The 15653-nt window shown below is 71.0% G+C and carries 17 protein-coding genes; 9 read left to right on the forward strand and 8 right to left on the reverse strand.

Annotated elements, in window-relative coordinates; genetic code table 11:
- Positions 1 to 9 precede the first annotated feature (9 nt).
- On the reverse strand, positions 10 to 780 hold the full coding sequence (locus ACE3Q8_RS15300) for a hypothetical protein (protein WP_374471150.1): 771 nt from the start codon (positions 778 to 780) through the stop codon (positions 10 to 12).
- Between the two features lie 173 nt (positions 781 to 953).
- Positions 954 to 1166 carry a DUF4287 domain-containing protein gene (locus ACE3Q8_RS15305; protein WP_374471151.1) on the reverse strand — a complete coding sequence of 71 codons (213 nt, stop codon included), beginning with the start codon at positions 1164 to 1166 and terminating at the stop codon, positions 954 to 956.
- A 324-nt stretch (positions 1167 to 1490) separates the two neighbouring features.
- On the opposite strand from ACE3Q8_RS15305, the gene ACE3Q8_RS15310 reads away from it, so the two are divergent.
- Positions 1491 to 3227 carry a P-loop NTPase fold protein gene (locus ACE3Q8_RS15310; RefSeq protein WP_374471179.1) on the forward strand — a complete coding sequence of 579 codons (1737 nt, stop codon included), beginning with the start codon at positions 1491 to 1493 and terminating at the stop codon, positions 3225 to 3227.
- Between the two features lie 336 nt (positions 3228 to 3563).
- Complete coding sequence (locus ACE3Q8_RS15315; protein WP_374471152.1) at positions 3564 to 3818, forward strand: hypothetical protein; 255 nt, start codon at positions 3564 to 3566, stop codon at positions 3816 to 3818.
- On the opposite strand, the gene ACE3Q8_RS15320 is transcribed toward ACE3Q8_RS15315, so the two are convergent.
- Positions 3815 to 4096: a hypothetical protein gene (locus ACE3Q8_RS15320; protein ID WP_374471153.1), complete on the reverse strand. Its 282-nt coding sequence runs from the start codon at positions 4094 to 4096 to the stop codon at positions 3815 to 3817. The genes ACE3Q8_RS15315 and ACE3Q8_RS15320 overlap by 4 nt on opposite strands.
- A 174-nt stretch (positions 4097 to 4270) precedes the next feature.
- Between ACE3Q8_RS15320 and ACE3Q8_RS15325 the strand changes: the two genes are divergently transcribed.
- From ACE3Q8_RS15325 to ACE3Q8_RS15335, 3 genes are all read left to right on the forward strand, one after another.
- Positions 4271 to 4729, forward strand: a complete 459-nt coding sequence (locus ACE3Q8_RS15325) for a helix-turn-helix transcriptional regulator (RefSeq protein WP_374471154.1) — start codon at positions 4271 to 4273, stop codon at positions 4727 to 4729.
- A 149-nt stretch (positions 4730 to 4878) separates the two neighbouring features.
- Positions 4879 to 5778, forward strand: coding sequence for a manganese catalase family protein (locus tag ACE3Q8_RS15330; protein ID WP_374471155.1), 900 nt, complete (start codon positions 4879 to 4881; stop codon positions 5776 to 5778).
- Positions 5779 to 5796: 18 nt separating this feature from the next.
- The gene (locus ACE3Q8_RS15335) at positions 5797 to 6042 is read left to right on the forward strand and encodes a DUF2061 domain-containing protein (RefSeq protein ID WP_374471156.1); all 246 of its coding nucleotides are present in this window, start codon (positions 5797 to 5799) and stop codon (positions 6040 to 6042) included.
- 12 nt (positions 6043 to 6054) lie between these two features.
- Here ACE3Q8_RS15335 and ACE3Q8_RS15340 read toward each other — a convergent pair whose 3' ends face one another.
- From ACE3Q8_RS15340 to ACE3Q8_RS15350, 3 genes are all read right to left on the reverse strand, one after another.
- A complete protein-coding gene (locus ACE3Q8_RS15340) occupies positions 6055 to 6384 on the reverse strand; it encodes a hypothetical protein (RefSeq protein ID WP_374471157.1) in 330 nt (109 codons plus the stop codon).
- Between the two features lie 65 nt (positions 6385 to 6449).
- Positions 6450 to 6827 carry a hypothetical protein gene (locus ACE3Q8_RS15345; protein ID WP_374471158.1) on the reverse strand — a complete coding sequence of 126 codons (378 nt, stop codon included), beginning with the start codon at positions 6825 to 6827 and terminating at the stop codon, positions 6450 to 6452.
- Between the two features lie 113 nt (positions 6828 to 6940).
- Positions 6941 to 8785 carry a transglycosylase domain-containing protein gene (locus ACE3Q8_RS15350; protein ID WP_374471159.1) on the reverse strand — a complete coding sequence of 615 codons (1845 nt, stop codon included), beginning with the start codon at positions 8783 to 8785 and terminating at the stop codon, positions 6941 to 6943.
- Positions 8786 to 9164: 379 nt separating this feature from the next.
- Between ACE3Q8_RS15350 and ACE3Q8_RS15355 the strand changes: the two genes are divergently transcribed.
- A complete protein-coding gene (locus tag ACE3Q8_RS15355) occupies positions 9165 to 9320 on the forward strand; it encodes a hypothetical protein (RefSeq protein WP_374471160.1) in 156 nt (51 codons plus the stop codon).
- Between the two features lie 4 nt (positions 9321 to 9324).
- Here ACE3Q8_RS15355 and upp read toward each other — a convergent pair whose 3' ends face one another.
- Complete coding sequence (gene upp, locus ACE3Q8_RS15360) at positions 9325 to 9954, reverse strand: uracil phosphoribosyltransferase (RefSeq protein ID WP_374471161.1); 630 nt, start codon at positions 9952 to 9954, stop codon at positions 9325 to 9327.
- Between the two features lie 245 nt (positions 9955 to 10199).
- Between upp and ACE3Q8_RS15365 the strand changes: the two genes are divergently transcribed.
- Positions 10200 to 11216: an adenosine deaminase gene (locus tag ACE3Q8_RS15365; protein WP_374471162.1), complete on the forward strand. Its 1017-nt coding sequence runs from the start codon at positions 10200 to 10202 to the stop codon at positions 11214 to 11216.
- Here ACE3Q8_RS15365 and ACE3Q8_RS15370 read toward each other — a convergent pair.
- A complete protein-coding gene (locus tag ACE3Q8_RS15370) occupies positions 11213 to 12115 on the reverse strand; it encodes a 5'-methylthioadenosine/S-adenosylhomocysteine nucleosidase (protein ID WP_374471163.1) in 903 nt (300 codons plus the stop codon). The genes ACE3Q8_RS15365 and ACE3Q8_RS15370 overlap by 4 nt on opposite strands.
- Positions 12116 to 12243: 128 nt before the next feature.
- Between ACE3Q8_RS15370 and ACE3Q8_RS15375 the strand changes: the two genes are divergently transcribed.
- Positions 12244 to 13563 carry an NCS2 family permease gene (locus ACE3Q8_RS15375; RefSeq protein WP_374471164.1) on the forward strand — a complete coding sequence of 440 codons (1320 nt, stop codon included), beginning with the start codon at positions 12244 to 12246 and terminating at the stop codon, positions 13561 to 13563.
- A 195-nt stretch (positions 13564 to 13758) separates the two neighbouring features.
- The gene (locus ACE3Q8_RS15380; RefSeq protein ID WP_374471165.1) at positions 13759 to 15648 is read left to right on the forward strand and encodes a methyl-accepting chemotaxis protein; all 1890 of its coding nucleotides are present in this window, start codon (positions 13759 to 13761) and stop codon (positions 15646 to 15648) included.
- The last annotated feature ends 5 nt before the right edge of the window (positions 15649 to 15653 follow it).

The raw sequence follows: 15653 nt of genomic DNA on the forward strand, positions 1-15653 counted from the left end.
GGCGACCTCCTAGGAGCCGTACTTCGGCGTCGTGTATACCGGCAGGCCGAAGTAGTTGGCCACCGAGATCGCGGCGTTGTTCGCATACTGCTCCACGATCCGGGCTTCGACGTGGATCAGTTCGCCCTGGCTGTCGGTGGCCCACATCTGGCTCTGATCAGAGGCTCCGGTGCGGGCATAGTAGGCGCCGATCTGCGAGTTCCACTGTTGCTGGACCGGCGTGAAGGTGTGCGCCATCTCGTGCAGAACCACGAAGTTCATGCCGCTGTTGTTGGGGAAGGCGGCGTCGTCGCCGTAGTGCCCCGACGCCAGCAGCGACGGCGTCACATACATGTGCGGCTGACCGTTCTCCCACACCACCGCGGCGTCGTTCGGCAGCCCGGGGGCGCCGGGGATGTCGCCGTTGTAGACCACCCGGATCGGGTTGTTGGTGATCGCCGTGATCGTCCCCCTCAGTTGCGCGCCCGTCATGGTCCCGGCGCTGGTGGTGATCGTCGCCTGGTCCGGGGTCGCAAGCGCCGCGCGAAGGACGCCGACCAGCGTGTTGCCGAGCTTCAGGGCGAGCGCCTGCGACTCCGGCGTGTTCGGGTCGATCGACCACTTGATCACCGGGTCCGTCGTCGGCTCCGAGGGGTAGTCGGGGTTCGCGTTTCCATCGGGAAGATACTTCCAGATGCCGTAGTAGCCGTCCTGGAAGGCGATGCTTCCGGGGGGCAGGCCGGTGTCGGGCCAATGCCACGGGCGCTGACCGATCACCACGATTTCACTCACATCCACCATCGTTCTTCTCCTCAAGGCAGCGTCTCTGACTGCAGGCGGAGTCTAGAACGAAACGGGAACATCACGAAGCAAATCTGTATAAAAAATACAGGCGCTGGATGCGTCGATCCGGGGCGGTCATCGAGGCCGCATCGGCGGAGGCGGAGGCGGCGGTGCGCGGGATCGGCCCGGCGTCAGGCGCGGTCTTCGGCCAGGGTGTGGGCGACGATGGCGTTGGCGTGGCCGTGGCCCAGGCCGTGCTCGTCCTTCAGCATGGCCACCAGCTCCATGTGCTTGGCCGGATAGCGCGCCCGGACCAGCGCCTGCCAGTCGGCGACCGGGCGGCCGTATTTCTTCTCGATGGAGGGGAAGTAGGAGGCCGGGCCTTTGACGCGGTCGTCGGACATGGGTGCGGGGTCCTGGGGGTGGGTGGTAGTGGCCTGAGGACGGATGAGGAGCGGCGGGGCCGACAAGGGGGGATCGGCGGAGCGCCTCGAGACAATGCGAACTTCAGTCCGGAGAGTGAACGTTCAGGGGTTTCATGCCATCGCTTGTCCGCTCATCTCGCTGAGCGTTGAGGCGTCCACCTACGCCGTCGATCGCTATCATCCGCAGTCCAACGCCACCACGGACCCAATCTTAGGAGCGACCATCTGAACGGACAGTCCAAAGCCACGCCCCTGCTGGACCCGAACGTCCACGTCCGCACTTACCTCAATCACTACCTCGGCCTGGAGACGGCACCATACTTTGCGGTACTGCTGGACGGCCCCTGGGGTGTGGGCAAGACCTACTTGGTCCGCTCCATCCTAGACGCGCGCTACGACGAGCAGACGCCGTACGCCTACGTAAGCCTTTACGGCCTGACATCGGTGGACGAAATCGATCGTGCACTTGCGCACGCCTTATATCCGATCCTAAGCGGCAAGGGTCGGCTTCTCGCCGGTCACGCCGCGAAGGCCGCCGCCAGCTTTTTTCGGATCAGGTCCGATCTGACGCTCGAGCAGATAGTGAATACCGACAAGGCCGCCGTATACGTCTTCGACGACCTCGAACGCTGCGAAATGCCGATCAACAAGGCTCTCGGCTACATCAATGCCCTAGTTGAACACGACGGCAAAAAGGTCATCCTAATCGCCAATGAGATGGCTATCCAAGACGAACGCTATGCCACCATCCGGGAGAAGCTCGTCGGCAAGTCGCTGGCGGTGCAGTCGGTTTTCGAAGAAGCGCTAGACGCATTCATCCACCTCCTGCGCGATCAGGGTGCCCGCCAATTTGTCTCTGGTCGGCGAGAACTGATCCGCACGATCTACCTGCAATCGGGGCTGAACAACCTGCGCATGCTGCAGCAGTCGCTGTGGGAGTTCGAGCGGGTTTACTTGGTTCTGGAGGAGCATCATCGTCAGAACCCGGCCGCAATGGATGCCGCACTCGCCCTCACCCTCGTATACGGCTTCGAACTGCGGGCCGGCCGCCTTAAAGCCGAGGACCTGCAAGAGCGTTTCGCGCGACGCGCCGCGCTGATGAGTCCTCATTCGGGGGCCCCTTCGCCTATGGCGCAAGCGACCGAGCGCTATTCAAGCGTAGATCTCTTTGATCGCGTACTGGATGACGGAACGCTGTACGCAGTGATGGTGCAAGGTCTTGTCGACCAGGATCAGGTCCGCCGATCCTTCCAACAATCGTTGCACCTGCGTCCACCCCGAGAGTTCCCCGAATGGACCATCGTGTGGGAATACCTGCGAGTTCCGGATGAAGTGGTCGCAAACGCATTGGCGTCCATGGAACGGAAGTTCGCCGCGCGCGAATACACGGTCAGCGGGGAGATTCTGCATGTCTTTGGTCTCCGGCTCTGGGGGGCGGCGGAGGGGCGCTATCCGGGACTAAGCGCCGAGGAGGTTTTGGAGGAATGCCAGACCTACCTCGCCGATCTCGCTGCCATGGGCAGGATCGAACCGCTGCCGCCGCAGGACTTCTCGCCGTCGAGCACAGGTTACGCCGGGCTTGGCTTCATGGCGCTAGAGACACCGGAATTTCAGGTCCTTGTTAGCGAGCTTCTCCGCCTTCGCAGCCAAGCGGCGCAAGACATTCTGCCCGTAGCCGCGCGAGAACTACTCGACCAAATGGCGGAAGACCCGCGCCTCTTCGCGCAGGAGATCACCCTCAGATATGGCAATGTCCCCCGCTACTACGACGTTCCAGTCTTAGCGTCGGCGGATCCCGGGCGCTTTGTAGAGCTATTTGCGGCGGCGAACTCCGAGCGCCAGTACGCCATGCTCGACGCGCTCGGTTCCCGGTACGGAAACGGCCGCTTATTTTCCGATCTCGCTGCTGAACGCCAATGGGCGCAACGGGTCGCGGACATGCTGACGGTGCACGCCGAGGGGCTATCCGCCGAGGGTAGCTTCAGGGTCCGCAAACTGGTCGATTGGCGGCTGCGCTCCCACCTCGCTCTCCCGGACTAAACGGCGTGAACGCCCGTTGGTAGTTTGGACGAGGCCCGCGCAATCAGCCCTTCCGTCCCCGCCCGCGATCACCGCAGCGCTGTTCGGCCTGAGTCTATCGGCGAGGCTAAGCGCGGCGCCGGCCCTGCGGCCGGCGCGCGGAACGGACGCTCCGGACGCCCGCGGGGGCTGACGGCGCCGCCGCTTGCCCCACCCCCTCCATCACCGGCCCTTCGGCTGCGCCTCGGCCGGCGGTCCCCCTCCCCCATCGCGCCGCGATGGGGGCGGAAGGGCGGTCCGCCCTCCCCCCAATCGCCTGGCTCGGCTCCGAGGCGGGGGTTGGGCGTTGAGGGGGGGATGGCAGGTGAGCGGGCGAGGTGGCGGACGGGGCTGGGGGTGTTCCTGATGGTGTTCGGGGCGGCGCTGGGGTTTCCGTTTCCGGTGTTCCTGCGCGGGGTGTTCCTGCCGAGCCGCAGCGGGCCGGCGATGGCCGAGTTCGCCTGGGGCCATCCGGCCTTCCTGGCCGGCGCGGGGATGCTGGCGGCGGCGGTGGGGCTGATGGCGGCGGGCGCGGCGGTGCTGGCCTGGCCGGGGCGCCGGCGGGACCGCTAGGCCCGGCCGGGGCGGCGCCGTTCCCGGCGAACGATCCAGGCGCCCACGAGGGCGAGGAGCGCGCCGAAGGCGCCGCCACCCCAGACCACGGCGACGCTGACGGGCGTGTGCTGCATCGTCGTCCAGAACGACGGGTGCTCGCGGTTGGGGGTGACGACGTAGAGGAAGGCCAGGACCACGGGCCAGCCGAGTCCGCTGAGCAGGTAGCCGAGGGCGAGGCGCTTCTGGGCCGGCGTCGGCTGGTGGCCCGTAGACGGCGGCGGCTGGGGCGGCGGCATCGGGACGAGACTAGTGGGGCCTTGCGCCGCCGCAAGCCGCGGCGCGGCGGTGCGGCGGCTTGCCCCCCTCCCCCGTCGCGCCACGACGGAGGCGGAAGGGCCGCGTGTCGGGAGAATGCCGTGGTCGGTTGCGGGCGGGCCGGGCAGGATCGGGCGAAGCGTGGGAGGTGTCGGATGCTGATCCGGACGTTGCGGCGGGAGCGGGCGTGGACCCAGGAGCAGTTGGCGCTGATCCTCGGGGTCAATGTGAGGACGGTGCAGCGGCTGGAGAACGGCGGCGCGCCGAGCCTCGAGACGGCGCAGGCGCTGGCCAGCGCGTTCGGCCGCGACGCCCGGCTGTTCCTGGCGCCCGGGGCCACGGAGGTCGCGGAGGTCGCGGAGCTCGCGCCGGCGGCGCCGCGGCCCGAACGGGAGGCTCCGCCCGCCCTGGCCGACGTCCGCTCTGCAGCGGCCTTCCTGCTGGTGGGGGCCGCGTTGGCCTCGATCCTGCTGCTGGCGGTGCTGATCGCCGGACCGGCCTCGCCGGCCATGGTCGCGGTCCTGGCAGGCGCGGCGGCCAGCGTCGGCCTGGGCCTGGGGCCCGCCTTGCGGCGGGGGCGGGCGGGGCGGACGCTGCGGGCGCGATCGGGCTGACTTTGACGGCGACGCTTGTGTATTCGTGGCGCGGAAGATGAACATTTGCTGGATTAAGATAGCGCCAGCATAGGAACGGCGGCTTCCCGCACGGGTTGTGATGTCACTGCGCGCCAACGGGAGTGCGCAGAATTCCGAAAGACATCTTCATGTTCATGCACAACAAGCGGCTGCAATACACGGTGCGCGTGGCTGAACCGAACCCGGTGCTGGCCAGCCTGCTGCTGGAGCAATTCGGCGGACCGGACGGCGAGCTGGCGGCGGCCATGCGTTACTTCACCCAGGGCCTGGCCGAGGACGATCCCGGCCGCAAGGACCTGCTGCTCGACATCGCCACGGAGGAGCTTAGCCACCTGGAGGTGATCGGCTCGATCGTGGCCATGCTCAACAAGGGCGCCAAGGGCCAGCTGGCCGAGGCGGCGATGAGCGAGGCCGACCTGTACATGTCGCTGACCGCCGGCGGCGACAGCCACACCCAGGCGATCCTCTACGGCGGCGGGCCGGCGCTGACCAACTCCTCGGGCGTGCCGTGGACGGCGGCCTATGTGGACAGCCGCGGCGACCCCGGCTGCGACCTGCGCTCGAACATCGCCGCGGAGAGCCGCGCCAAGATCATCTACGAGCGGCTGATCAACATCACCGACGACCCGGGCATCAAGGACGCGCTGGGCTTCCTGATGACCCGCGAGGTGGCCCACCAGAAGTCGTTCGAGAAGGCGCTCTACGCCATGGAGCCGAACTTCCCGCCCGGCAAGCTGCCCGGGAAGCCGGAGTTCACGGACGTCTACTACAACATGTCCCAGGGCGACGGCGACATGAGCGGCCCCTGGAACGCCGGTGAGAACTGGGAGGTGGTCAGCGAGCGGGCCGAACAGGTGGCGGTGGACGGCGGCGACGGCACCGCCAGCGTGAAGCTGCCCCACAGCGACCTCAAGATCCTGGAGCAGATGGCGATGCGGACGGAGTCCGCGCCCACGGGCGACCCGATTACCGGCGCCGACCTGGGCGCCGGCCCAGGGGCCGGGGCGACGACGCCCGTCACCCACTAAGGCCAAGGGGCGAAGGCGATGAACAGCACGCTGGCGAAGACCTGCACCTATTCGCTGATGCACCTGACCGTGGCCATCGCGGTCGCCTTCGCCCTCACCCGCGACTGGCGGGTGGCGCTGGCGGTGGGGCTCGTCGAGCCCATCGTCCAGACCTTCGCCTTCGCGATCCACGAGCGGCTGTGGTCGCGCGCCTCGGCCGGGCCTCATCCCGCCCGTGCGGGTCGCGCCCCCTGCGGGCACGGGCTGGGGCGGCCGGCCGGGTGAGCCGGGCCGGCCTCAGGCGCCGGTTTCGTCGACGAGGATCTGGACAGACTTGCCGCGGGAGAGCGGCTCCCAGCCGGCCTCGATGGCCGACGCGATGGCGCGGGCGACGAGCTCGGGCGGGATCTGGGCGGGGTTGAGCTGGCGCAGGCCGAAGCGCGGGTCGCGGCCGGGCGGGAACTCCAGCACCGCCTCGCGCTGCCCCTCGGCGTGGCGCACGGCGACGGCCATGCCGCGGCGCTCCTTGGGATCGGAGGACCACACCGGCTGGCGCTGCAGGCGCCAGACATAGGCCTCGCCGGCCACCACGATGTCGAATTCCGGGCTGTGCTTCGTCCGCGCCATGGGCGGGAGTTAGCGCGCCGCGGGCGGCGGGGAAAGGCGGACGGGTATCGGCGAGCGGTCCGGCGCTAGCGCGGCCGGGCCTCCATCGCGCCCGTGGTGGGGGCCGCGTCGATCTTCCGGGTCGGCTTCTGCGGCTTGCCGGGATCGAGGCTGAGGTTGCCGCGCGGTACGGCGGGCGAGCTGCTCTGCGGGGTGGAGGAACAGAGCGTCAGGGTGCCCGAGCGGATGATGTTGGGCGAGACCTCCACGTTGCAGGTCTTGCCCTGGTAGGCGCTGCAGTTGGCGACGGCCTTGTAGGTCATCTCATAGATGCCGTTGGGCCCGGTGCTGCAGCTGCAGGTGCAGGTGGCCTGGCCGGAGCCCTTGGGCCTCTGCTGCGCGTCCGCGCCCGCCGGAACCAGCAGCGCGATGGCCGCCGCGACGACGACTTCCCGGTTGAACATCACGATCCTCCGCGATGGCCCGCGGGGTCCGACCCCCGGCGAGGCGACGGGGCATCTAAGCCGATCCGGGCCGCCGGCGCGGCGTCAAAGGTTTAATCCGGCGGCGGGGCGCGTCAGCCGCCGGCCGGTGGCGGGGCGGCGCTGTCCTCGTCCGGCTCGTCGCCGAAATCCGGGGCCTGGGCGATGTCGGTGTCGGCGAGCGGCGGCGGCGGCGGAGCGGGCGCCGGACGGCCGGCGGGGATGGCCTGGACCGGCAGGCGCTTCACCGCGGCGCTCATCACGCCCTTCCACATCTCGGCCGGGGCGCCGCCGCCGGTGATCCGGCCCATGGGGGCGTTGTCGTCGCGGCCCATCCAGGTGCAGGCGGCGAGCCCGCCGGTGTAGCCGCAGAACCAGGCGTCCTTGTAGTCGGAGGTGGTGCCGGTCTTGCCGGCCAGGTCGTAGCCCGGGAAGGCCGCGCGGGTCCCGGTGCCGGCGGTGAGCACGGCGCGCAGCACGCGGTTCATGTTGCCCAGCGCCGGGTTGGCGACGATGGGCGTCCAGACGTGGGGCTTGCGCTGGTAGAGAAGCTTGCCGCCCGAGGTGCGGATCCGCTCGATGCCGTAGGCCTGCACCCGGCTGCCGCCGTTGGCGAAGACGGCGTAGGCCTGGGTCATCTCCAGCGGGCTGACCAGGGTGGTGCCGAGCGCCATGGCCGGGTCGGTGTTGACGGTGGAGCCGATGCCCAGCCGCCGCGCGGTGGCGGCGACGTTCTGGCGGCCCACGAGGTCGGCGACCCGGGCGGCCACGGTGTTGGCCGAGGTGGCGACGGCGCGCTCGAAGCTGATCGGGCCCTGGAAGCCCTCGTCGTAGTTGCGCGGGCTCCAGTTGGCGATGGTGACGGGCTCGTCCACCACCGGGTCGTCGGGCTTCCAGCCGGCCTCGAGCGCGGTGAGGTAGACGAAGGGCTTCCAGGCCGAGCCCGCCTGGCGCCTGGCGCTGGCGGCGCGGTTGTAGGGGGCGCGGGCGTGGTCCGTGCCGCCGACCATGACGCGGACGCGGCCGGCGCCGTCCACCGCCACCACCGCGGCCTGGGCCTGGGCGGCGGCCGAGGCGCCCTTTCGCGCGGCGGTGAGCGCGCTGCGCTCGAGCTGGGCGTCGAGCGTGGTCTCGATGACCAGGTCCTGGGTCGGGCGGCCGACGATGCGGCGGGTCTCGCCGTCCAGCCAGTCGACGAAGTACTGGGCGCCCTCGTTGGGGGCGGTCTTCCACACCTTGGGCTTCGAGGCCCAGGCCTGGGCGCGCTGGGCCGGCGTGATGGCGCCGGTCTCGACCATGGCGTCGAGCACCAGGGCGGCGCGGGCGCGGTTGGCCTCGGCCTCCTCGATCGGGTGGTAGTTGACCGGCGACTTCATGATCCCGGCCAGCATGGCGGCTTCCATGATGGAAAGCCTGGCGGCCGGCTTGTTGAAGTAGCGCTGGGCGGCGGCCTCGATGCCGTAGGCGCCGGAGCCGAAGTAGACCCGGCTGAGGTAGAGGCCGAGGATCTGCTTCTTGGAATAGGTGCGCTCGAGCTGGACGGCGTAGAGCAGCTCGGTGGCCTTGCGCTCGAGCGTGCGGTCCTGGCTGAGGTAGAGGTTGCGGGCGAGCTGCTGGGTGATGGTCGACGCGCCCTGCCGGGCCCGGCCCTCGCTGGCGGCGACGACCACGGCCCGGGCGATGCCGCGCGGGTCGAAGCCGGTGTGCTCCCAGAAGCGGCGGTCCTCGATGGCCACGAAGGCGGCCGGCACGTGGGCGGGCAGCCTCGCCAGGTCCACCGGCGGGGCGAAGCGTCCGCCGCGCACGCCGATCACCGCGCCGGTGCGGTCGACGTAGGTGATCTGGGCCTCGCGCCTGATCGGCGGCAGGGCCGGCAGCTCGGGCGCGGCAAGCGTCGGGCCGGCGGCCAGCACCGAGGCGGAAGCAAGAAGCGCGATCAAGCACGGGTCTCCATGAGCGGCGCCCCCTCGAAGCGCCGGTTCGACACGCGGGGCCTATCTGGCCGCGCGTCCACGCCCCGCCAAGATAATTCGCCGTAATGCAGCCGCGCGCGAGGCGGCGTGCAGTCGCGGTGCAAAAGAAAAGGCCGCGCTGCGAAGCGCGGCCGAGGTAAAGGGAGGAAACGCCCCTAAACGGGACACCCGAGGAATGGCGGGAGTTGGGCGGGGCTGGCAACCGGTGTCGGACGCCCGGCGGGGCGAAATCCGCAGGCGCCCAAAAAAGCGGCGCCGTGGCGGGCGCCGGATGGGCGCCGGACCTGCACAGCCTGCATGGCCGTTATGCATAGCCGTTCATTGAAGCTCAGCTTCGATGGCCCATATGAGCTTGACCGCACAACCCCCCGCCCCCGCCGCCGCCATGACCGCCCGCACCCTCCGCCCCTCGCCCAACCAACGCCGCCTGATCGGCCGCACGGCGCTGTGGTCGGTGGCCGCCTTCGCGGTGGTGCTGAAGATCACCCTGGCAGGGTTCTGAAGCCCTACTTCGTCCCGTACATCCGGTCGCCGGCGTCGCCGAGGCCGGGCACGATGTAGCCGTGGTCGTTGAGCCGCTCGTCGACCGCCGCGGTCCAGACCCGGACGTCGGGATGGGCGGCGTGGAACTTCTCCACCCCCTCGGGCGCGGCGAGCAGGCAGGCCATGCGGATGTCGCGGGCCCCGGCGTCCTTCAGCCGCTGCACGGCGGCGATGGCGGTGTTGCCGGTGGCGAGCATGGGGTCGACGACGATCACCAGCCGGTCGCCGAGCGCCGTCGGCGCCTTGAAGTAGTACTCCACAGAGCCGAGCGTCTCGGGATCGCGGTAGAGGCCGACGTGGGCGACGCGGGCGGCGGGCACCAGCTCCAGCATCCCCTCCAGCATGCCCATGCCCGAGCGCAGGATGGCGGCGAACACCAGCTTCTTGCCGGCGATGGCCGGCGCGCTCATCGGCATGAGCGGGGTTTCGATCTCCACGGTCTGGAGCGGCAGGTCGCGGGTGATCTCGTAGCAGAGCAGGCCGCCGATCTCCTTGAGGAGCTGGCGGAAGCTGTTGGTGGAGGTGTCCTTCTTCCGCATCAGGGTGAGCTTGTGGCGCACCAGCGGATGGTCGACGACCGTGACGTCCTGCATCCGATCCCCCTCGAAGAAGCCGCGCTCCGCTGATGCCCCCGATGCGGCCGCGCGGCAAGCGCTAGGGCGCGAGGCCCTCGGGCACGGCGGCGCCGGCCGCCTCGCTGCGCAGGGCGGGGTTGAGCTCGCTCATCATCGAGAGGAAGCCGAGCGGGGATCCGAAGAGCATGAAGAACCACATGCGAGGCTAACCCGGCCGGCGGCGCGGCTGTTCCCGCCGGCTGGCGCGCGGTAGGTTCGGGGCCATGCAAGACCTCACCGCCTTCATCCGCGGCCTGCCCAAGGCCGAGCTCCACCTGCACATCGAGGGCAGCCTCGAGCCCGAGCTGATGTTCGAGCTGGCCCGCCGCAACCAGGTGGACCTGCCGTTCGCGACGGTGGAGGCGGTCCGCGCGGCCTACGCCTTCTCGAACCTGCAGGACTTCCTGGACATCTACTATCAGGGCGCGCGGGTGCTGCTGACCGAGGCCGACTTCCAGGACCTGGCCATGGCCTACTTCCGGCGGGTGGCGCAGGACGGCTGCCGGCACGTGGAGCTGTTCTTCGATCCCCAGACCCACACCGACCGCGGGGTGCCGTTCAGCGTGGTCGCCGACGGGCTGCTGGCCGGGATGGCGCAGGCCGAGCGGGAGCTCGGGATCACCTCGAAGCTGATCCTCTGCTACCTGCGCCACCTGGACGAGGACGCGGCCTTTGCGACGCTGAGGCAGGCCGAGCCCTACCTCGACCGGATCGCCGGGGTCGGGCTGGATTCCTCGGAGGTGGGGCACCCGCCGTCGAAGTTCGCCCGCGTGTTCCAGGCGTCCCGCGAGCGGGGGCTGAAGCTGGTGGCCCACGCCGGCGAGGAAGGCCCGCCTGCGTACGTCTGGGAGGCGCTGGACCTGCTGCACGTGGACCGCATCGACCACGGCAACCGCTCGCTGGAGGACCCGCGGCTGGTGGCGCGGCTGGCGAAGGAGGGCATGACGCTGACGGTCTGCCCGCTGTCGAACCTGAAGCTGTGCGTCGTGGACGACCTGAAGGTCCACCCGCTGAAACGGATGCTGGACCTCGGCCTGCACGCCACGGTGAACTCCGACGACCCGGCCTATTTCGGCGGCTACCTCGGCGAGAACTGGACGGCGGCGGCGGGCGCGGTGGGGCTGACCCGCGAGGAGCTGGTGACGCTGGCCAAGAACAGCTTCGAGGGCTCGTTCCTGAACGAGGGCGAGAAGGCGGAGCACCTCGCCGCCATCGACGCCTACGTGGCGCAGGCGGACTAGGGCAGCGCCCCGACGAAGGCCCGCACCACCGCCGCCGAGTTCTCCGAGGCCAACGTCAGGAAGGTCTCGATCTGGTTCGCGCCCTCGTCGCCGCCGGCCAGGTCCGACAGGCTGCGGAAGGCGATGAAGGGCGTGCGGTTGACGTAGGCCACATGGGCGACGGCGGCCGTCTCCATGTCGAGCACCTTGGCCTGGAAGGCCGCGGCGACGTGCTCGCGGTAGGCCTTGTTGTCCACGAACACCGGGCCGGACACGCCCCGCCCGCCCACCACCACCTTCGGCTGGTGCGACAGGCAGCGCCCTGGCGCGAGGCAGCGCTTCAGCGGCACGGCGGGCGCGATCCAGGCGGCGACCTGCAGCAGGGCCGGGTCGGCGGGGAACCAGAAGCGGCGCTCGGGCGGCTGGTCGCCGCGGGGCAGTTCCACGGGCCCGGCCGCGATCATGCCGAAGCCGGCCACCCGCTCCGGCGGCCACGGGCCGGGGACGAAGCCCTGCGGCCCCTCGCGCAGGAAGGCGCCTTCGAGGTGCTGGCCCCAGGCATCGGCCACGACGACGTCGCCGACGCCCAGCGCCGGGTCGACGCCGCCGGCCACGCCGGAGAAGACGATGCGGCTTACGGCGAACCGATCGAGGGCCATCTGGGTGGTCATGGCGGCGTTGACCATGCTGACGCCCGAGAGGAACAGCACCACCGGCCTGCCCTCCATGCGGCCGGTGACGAAGACCACGCCGTTGACGGTGTAACGCGCCTGGTCGGTGGTCGCCGCCAGCAGGGCCGGCCACTCCGGCGCATAGGCCGAGACCACCGCGGTGCGCGGCGTGGCGTCGAGCCGCCCGGCCGCGGCGGCGGGCGCGGCGAACGCCAGCAGGGCGGCGATCAGGACGGTCAGCAGGCGCATGGGAATCCTCCGGGGCGGCCACGCTAGCGGCGCCTTCGCCGGCGCCAAGCCCCGGGCGCGGGTCGCGCTTGCCATCGCCGCGCGGCTGCGGCTCAAGTGGGCAGGCAAGGCGGCGCCGAGGGGGATGCGTGCTCGACCGATTCTTCCAGCTCAGCGAGCGTGGGACCAGCGTGCGCACCGAGGTGCTGGCCGGGCTGACCACCTTCCTGACCATGGCCTACATCGTGCTGGTCAACCCGGCGATCCTCGGCCAGGCCGGGATGCCGGTGGCCGGCGTCGCCGCCGCCACCTGCCTGGCCGCCGCGGTCGGCTGCTTCCTGATGGGCTTCCTGGCCAACTACCCGATCGCGCTGGCTCCCGGCATGGGGCTGAACGCCTACTTCGCCTTCACCGTGGTGGGCGCCATGGGCGTGCCGTGGCAGACGGCGCTGGGCCTGGTGTTCATCTCCGGCGTCGCCTTCCTGCTGCTGACCTTCGCGGGCGTCCGCCAACTGATCGTCAGCGCGATCCCCAAGAGCCTGTTCGCGGCCATCGCGGCCGGCATCGGCCTGTTCATCGCCTTCATCGGCCTGAGGAGCGCGGGGATCGTCACAGCCAACGAGGGCACCATCGTCGGGCTCGGCGACCTGAAGAGCCCCACCGCCCTGCTGGCGATCCTGGGCCTGGTGATCGTCGCGGCCCTGCAGGTGCTGAAGGTGCGCGCCGGCATCCTGATCGGCATCGTGGCGACGACGATCCTCGGCTGGGCGCTGGGCCTGGCGACCTGGAACCCGCAACCCTACTCGGTGGCCGAGATGACCTCGACCGCCTTCCAGCTCGACATCCCCGCGGCGCTCGGCGTCGGCGGCCACGGGTTCGGCTTCGCCCTGCTGGAGATCCTGTTCGTCTTCCTGTTCGTGGACCTGTTCGACAACGTGGGCACCCTGGTGGCCGTCTCGAAGCGGGCCGGGCTGATGCAGCCGGACGGGACCATCCCGCGCCTGAACCGGATCCTGTTCGCCGACGCGGGCGCGACCATCGCCGGCTCGCTGGCCGGCACCAGCACGGTGGTGAGCTACATCGAGAGCGCGTCGGGCGTGTCGTCGGGCGGGCGCACCGGGCTGACGGCGGTCGTGGTCGGCGTGCTGTTCCTGGCCACCCTGTTCGTGGCGCCCTGGGCGCAGCTCATCCCGGCGGCGGCCACGGCGCCGGCGCTGATCCTGGTGGGCGCGATGATGATGGCCCCGCTGGCCGAGATCGACTGGGAGGACCCGGTGGTGGCGATCCCCGCGTTCCTGACGCTGATCGCGATCCCGCTGACCTTCTCCATCGCCAACGGCCTGGCCATGGGCGTGCTGGCCTATGCGGTGCTGAAGCTGGTGGCGCGGCGCACCGACAAGGGCGACTGGCTGCTCTATGGCCTGGCCGCGCTGTTCCTGGCGCGCTTCGCCTACATGTCCGCCGGATGAAACGAACAAAAAGCAAGCTCGTGCGTTAGAGGCCCAGTCGGGGGAGTTGCGGCCTTGCCCTAGGGCGGCCACGGCTCCTAGATCGCGAAACACCCGGCGGCGTCCTCTCGGCGCCGCGGGGTTCGCGCGCGTTGGGGGCAAAATTCGACCATGGCTCTGGTGAAGCGTTCGACGCTTGCGACGCGGGGACGCCCCGTGACCAAGCCTTCCGAAGAGATCGAAACGGCTGAGACCGCCCAGCCAGCGCCTCGCCCCAAGCGCACCCGCGCCCCGGCCGCGCGCCGGCAGACCGCCGCCGAGCGGATTGGCGCGGCCACCCACCAGCTCGCCGGCGGCGTCTCGGAAGCCGCCTCGGCCGCGGAGGAACTGCGCCGGGCGCTGGAACAGATCGCCACCGCCGCCGACGAGGCCGCCGGCGCGAGCCATGAATCCCTGAGCGCCGTCACCGCGCTCGGCGCCGCCTTCGGTCAGGCGCGCGAGCGGGCGGAGAGCTCGCGCCGGCGCACCGAGGCGCTGCAGACCCTGGCCGCCGAGACGGCCGCCCAGGTGGAGAGCTCGGTGGGCGCGGTGCAGGCCAACGCCGCGCGCCAGCTCGCCTCGGTCCGGGTCATCGATGCGCTGGAGGCCCAGGCGACCGAGATCGGCGAGATCACCCGGACGGTGGGCGACATGTCCGACCAGACGAACCTGCTGGCGCTGAACGCCGCCATCGAGGCCGCCCGGGCCGGCGACAACGGCCGCGGCTTCGCCGTGGTGGCGGACGAGGTCCGGGCGCTCGCCGAGACCGCCGAGCGGCGGGCGCGCGAGGTGGGCGGCCTGGCCGGCCAGATCGTCAGCGGGGTGCGCGCGCTCTCCGAACGGGTGCGTGCCGCCGCCGAGCGGGCCGCCACCGAGGCCGAGGCCGGCTCGACCATAACCCGGGACCTCGGCGAAATCCGCCAGCGGATGGTGCAGCTCAGCGAAGGCGCCCAGTCGATCCTGCTGGCGGCGGTCGAGGCCGACGCCGCCGCGCGCGAGACCCAGCGCGGAGCCGAGAGCATCTCCAGCGCCGCCGAGGAACAGTCGGCCGCCGCCGCCGAGGCGCAGCGGGCCGTGGAGCAGCAGGCCTCCTCGCTGGAGGAGAGCGATCGCACCGCCCATGCGCTGGCCGACCTGGCCGAGAGCCTGGAAGCCGGTCAGGCCGGCCGCGACCGCGCCGCCGAGGTGGCCGCCGCGGCCGAGCAGCTCTCCGCCGCCGTGCAGGAGCTGTCGGGGGCCGCCGCCGAGATCCTGGTGGCCATCGAGCAGATCTCCCGCGGGGCGCAGGTGCAGGCGGCCGCCACCCAGCAGGCGACCGCGGCCATGGCCCAGATCGAGGGCGCCGCCGGCCGAGCCCGGCAGGCCGCCGCCGACGCCCTGGAGCAGGCCAGCGCGGTGGAGGGCCTCCTGTCCGCCTCCCGCGCCGCCATGACGCAGATGGCGCAGGGGGTGGCCGCCGCGCTGGCCGACACCCGCGCCAGCGTCACCCGGGCCGGCGAGCTGGAGGAGGCCGGCCGGCTGATCGACAAGCAGGTCGACGCCATCGCGCTGATCGCCGTGCAGACGACCATGCTGGCGGTCTCGGGCGCCGTCGAGGCCGCCCGGGCCGGCGAGGCCGGGCACGGCTTCGCCACCGTCTCGGGCGACATCCGCACGCTCGCCCGGGAGTCCGCCGAGAACGCCGACCGGGTGAAGGACGTGGTCCGCGGCCTGCAGGCTCAGATCTCCGAGGCCCGCCGGGACCTGGAGCAGATCGCCGGGACCGCCGACGCCGAGATCGCCAAGAACACCCAGGTGGAACAGCGCCTCGGCCTGGTGGAGGGCGATGTGGCCGCCGTCCGCACCGCCGCCGAGGAGACCCTGCAGGCGGCCGACGCCATCCTCGCCTCGGTGCGGGAGGTGCTGGGCGGGATGCAGCAGATCGCCACCGCCGCCGAAGAGGCCGGCGGGGCCGCCGCGCAGTCGGCCGCCGCCGCACGGCAGCAGGCGCAGGGCGCCGAGGGCCTGGCCGCCGCCATCGAGGAGATCGCCGAACTCGCGGACGCCCTGCAGACGGCGGAGGCCTGAGGATC

The organism is Phenylobacterium sp., from assembly GCF_041913825.1.
In the GTDB taxonomy this organism is placed as follows: Bacteria; Pseudomonadota; Alphaproteobacteria; order Caulobacterales; family Caulobacteraceae; genus Phenylobacterium.

What these genes read in the sequence shown, in the direction of transcription:
- ACE3Q8_RS15300 (WP_374471150.1), bottom strand. Translation starts at nt 780, where the DNA reads ATGGTGGATGTGAGTGAAATCGTGGTGATCGGTCAGCGCCCGTGGCAT.
- ACE3Q8_RS15305 (WP_374471151.1), bottom strand. Translation starts at nt 1,166, where the DNA reads ATGTCCGACGACCGCGTCAAAGGCCCGGCCTCCTACTTCCCCTCCATC.
- ACE3Q8_RS15315 (WP_374471152.1), top strand. Translation starts at nt 3,564, where the DNA reads ATGGCAGGTGAGCGGGCGAGGTGGCGGACGGGGCTGGGGGTGTTCCTG.
- ACE3Q8_RS15320 (WP_374471153.1), bottom strand. Translation starts at nt 4,096, where the DNA reads ATGCCGCCGCCCCAGCCGCCGCCGTCTACGGGCCACCAGCCGACGCCG.
- ACE3Q8_RS15325 (WP_374471154.1), top strand. Translation starts at nt 4,271, where the DNA reads ATGCTGATCCGGACGTTGCGGCGGGAGCGGGCGTGGACCCAGGAGCAG.
- ACE3Q8_RS15330 (WP_374471155.1), top strand. Translation starts at nt 4,879, where the DNA reads ATGTTCATGCACAACAAGCGGCTGCAATACACGGTGCGCGTGGCTGAA.
- ACE3Q8_RS15335 (WP_374471156.1), top strand. Translation starts at nt 5,797, where the DNA reads ATGAACAGCACGCTGGCGAAGACCTGCACCTATTCGCTGATGCACCTG.
- ACE3Q8_RS15340 (WP_374471157.1), bottom strand. Translation starts at nt 6,384, where the DNA reads ATGGCGCGGACGAAGCACAGCCCGGAATTCGACATCGTGGTGGCCGGC.
- ACE3Q8_RS15345 (WP_374471158.1), bottom strand. Translation starts at nt 6,827, where the DNA reads ATGTTCAACCGGGAAGTCGTCGTCGCGGCGGCCATCGCGCTGCTGGTT.
- ACE3Q8_RS15355 (WP_374471160.1), top strand. Translation starts at nt 9,165, where the DNA reads ATGAGCTTGACCGCACAACCCCCCGCCCCCGCCGCCGCCATGACCGCC.
- upp (WP_374471161.1), bottom strand. Translation starts at nt 9,954, where the DNA reads ATGCAGGACGTCACGGTCGTCGACCATCCGCTGGTGCGCCACAAGCTC.
- ACE3Q8_RS15365 (WP_374471162.1), top strand. Translation starts at nt 10,200, where the DNA reads ATGCAAGACCTCACCGCCTTCATCCGCGGCCTGCCCAAGGCCGAGCTC.
- ACE3Q8_RS15370 (WP_374471163.1), bottom strand. Translation starts at nt 12,115, where the DNA reads ATGCGCCTGCTGACCGTCCTGATCGCCGCCCTGCTGGCGTTCGCCGCG.